1 protein-coding gene is annotated in these 3,230 nt (G+C 47.6%); it reads right to left on the minus strand.

Going from position 1 to position 3,230, the window contains the following annotated elements; translation table 11 throughout:
* Window positions 1-3,230: amino acid adenylation domain-containing protein (locus tag AC1DP6_RS36270; protein WP_477059276.1), on the minus strand; the 3,230-nt coding region annotated here is incomplete at both ends.

A 3,230-nucleotide genomic window follows, 5' to 3' on the forward strand; every position in this document is an offset into this window, starting at 1 on the left:
CCATCCGGCAACCATCTGCCCATATCACCGGTACGGTATAAACGGATGCTGGTTTGATCATCGAATGTATGCATCACAAACTTCTCTGCCGTAAGCTCCGGACGATGCAGATACCCACGCGAGAGTCCTGCTCCGCCAACATATATTTCACCTGGTACCCCTACCGGGCATAATCTGCGCCGCTTATCCAGGATATAGGCTACCCGGTTGTTTAACGGACGGCCAATAGGAATATTCTCCAATGCCTTATCGTCCATCTCACAGGTCGAGGAGAAAGTAGTATTTTCCGTAGGCCCATAACCGTTAATCACCGTTACATCCGGATAAGCTTTCCGGATCTTTTCAATGTGCATTTCAGAAAGCTTCTCTCCACCGGCCAATATGGTATCCAATCCGTCAAACACACTGATATCTATATCTACCAGTTGATTCAGCCAGCTCGAGGTAAACCACATGATGGAAACATCCCGACTACGGATCTCAGTTTTCAACAGCGTGCTATCCAGTAAAGTATGCAGTGAACAAAGCACCAGTTGACCACCATTCAGCAACATGCCCCAGTACTCAAATGTGCTTACATCAAAAGAAGGAGAACATGTTCCCAGCAAAATATCACTTGACGTTAGTTTGATATAATCTGTTCCCCTTAAGAGGCTTACTACGTTACTATTTGTTACCATTACACCTTTAGGCCGACCTGTAGAACCGGAGGTATAAATCACATACGCAAGACTATCCGGCTGTGCACCGCTATCAACCATAGCTACAGACTCTTTGCTGAGCAGTGACCAGTCGGCCTCGATATCTATGATATCCAATACAGGATTGATCGCCAGCAAAATAGCTTTGGCAGCGGTGTTGCCGACAATAATATGGGCTTCCGTATCAGTAAGCATATAGGCAATACGATCGGCAGGATATGCGGTATCAATAGGCACATATGCACCGCCCGCTTTCAGAATACCCAGTATTCCAACGATTAATTCCAATGACCGGTCCATGCAAACAGGCACCATTGTTTCTGCTTTTACGCCTTTGCGCCGCAGATAATGCGCCAGTTGATTGGAACGTTCATCCAACTCCTGATAAGTTAAACTTTGTGCTGAAAACACAAGGGCCACCGCAGCAGGTGAAAGCATGGCCTGTTCAGAAAATAGCGCTGCAATTGTTTTATCCTGTGGATAAGCACTGGTAGTGGCATTAAATGCCCCCAGTAATTGTACCTGTTCCTCGGCCGTCAACAACTGCAATTCGCTGATCTTTGCAGCAGGAGAATCCACTACCGCCTGAAGCAATTGCTTAAAATGAAGCATCATCCGGTCTATCGTTCCGGCTGTAAATAAGTCGGCGCAATACAATACGGTGCCCATCAATCCCTCCGTGCTTTCCTCGAAGCTGACCATCATGTCAAACTGCGCAGTAACCCGCTCTACTCCCTCCTGTGCTAAGGGCACCTCTCCCAGACTAAGCGACTGCACCTCAGGCGTATTCTGTAATATAAACATCACCTGGAATAGTGGGTGGCGGCTCAGGTCACGGTCTTTCACCACCTCTTCCACTATTTTTTCAAAGGGTACATCCTGGTGTTCATAAGCACCTAAAGTGGTTTCCCTTACCTGTTGTAATAAGGCGATAAAAGAAAGATCGTTGCTGAGATCTGAGCGCAATGCCAGTGTGTTTACAAAAAATCCGATCAGCCCTTCTGTTTCCTGCTGTGTTCTGCCAGCAATAGGACTACCGATGCAGATATCTTCCTGGCCACTATAGCGATACAACAACACTTTATAAGCAGCCAGTAATGTCATAAATAAGGTAACACCCTCCTGTCTGGATAATGCCTGCAATTGTGCAGACAACTCCGCAGAAAGCGCCACCCTGCTCGTGGCGCCACGCAAACTTTGCACCGGCGGCCGTGTGAAATCCGTGGGTAGCTGCAGCGACGTAACACCCATGAGTTTTTCTTTCCAGTAATTTATTTTTTTCTGCAGTACCTCACCGGATAAATATTGCCGCTGCCAAATGGCAAAATCAGCGTATTGTACAGGTAATGACGGCAAGTTGGGGGCACGTTTATGTATGTACGCATCATACAACTCCACCAGCTCCCGCATGATAATGCTGATCGACCAGCCATCAGAAACGATATGATGCCAGGTAACTACCAGTAAATGTTCTTCTTTACCGAGCGCAATCAAATGTGCCCGCAGCATATGATCTGCAGACAGATCGAATGGAGTGGCAATGAGTGCCTGTACAAAATGACCGAGTGTTTCCGGGTCATTTCTATACCTTTCGTTTTCCACTACCTCCAACTGCCAGCGATCCTTATCCCTTACCTGCTGGTACGCAATACCTTCTTCGGATACCATCACTGTACGCAATATTTCATGACGGTTTATCATGGTCTGAAATGCGTATCCCAATGCATCCTTATCCGGATTGGCCTCCAACCTCAACACCAAAGGTACATGGTAGTGTAAACTTCCTTGAAACTGATCGATAAACCACAAGCGTTCCTGGCTGAATGACAAAGGAATTTTTGCGCTACTATCCCTCGGAACAATGGCTGGCATGGTAGAAGCAACGCTGCCTTTCACCTTCTCTGCCAGGAGCTGTATCGTAGGCTTGTCGAAAATATCCCCGATCTGTATGGCTGCCTGCATCTCTTTTTTAATGGCCGACATCAGTCGTACTGCCAGCAGGGAATGTCCACCCAGGTCAAAGAAATTATCATATATGCCTACCCGTGCTACTCCCAACAACTGCTGCCAGATGCCCGCCAATTGCTGCTCTATATTATTACGCGGCGCAACATAGGCTTCCACCTGTAATAGCTCTGCATCCGGTGCAGGCAAAGCGCGTTTATCCACTTTTCCGTTTGCCGTAAGCGGTAACTGCTCCAATGCTATCAGCAGCGATGGCACCATGTACTCTGGCAACCGTGTATTCAGATATTGGATGATCCCCTCCCGGTCGAATGGACCGGCAGGCACCAGGTAAGCAATCAGCCTGCTGTAACTGCCGTATTCATCTTTACCGGCGATCACCACATTTTGTTGTACCTGTTCGCATGATTGTAGGATACTCTCTATTTCGCCCAACTCTATCCGGTGCCCACGTATTTTCACCTGGTCATCCGTACGACCCATGTAAGCGATATTGCCATCCGGCAACCATCTGCCCATATCACCGGTACGGTATAAACGGATGCTGGTTTGATCATCGAATGT

The organism is Chitinophaga sp. 01L420 (assembly GCF_056399985.1).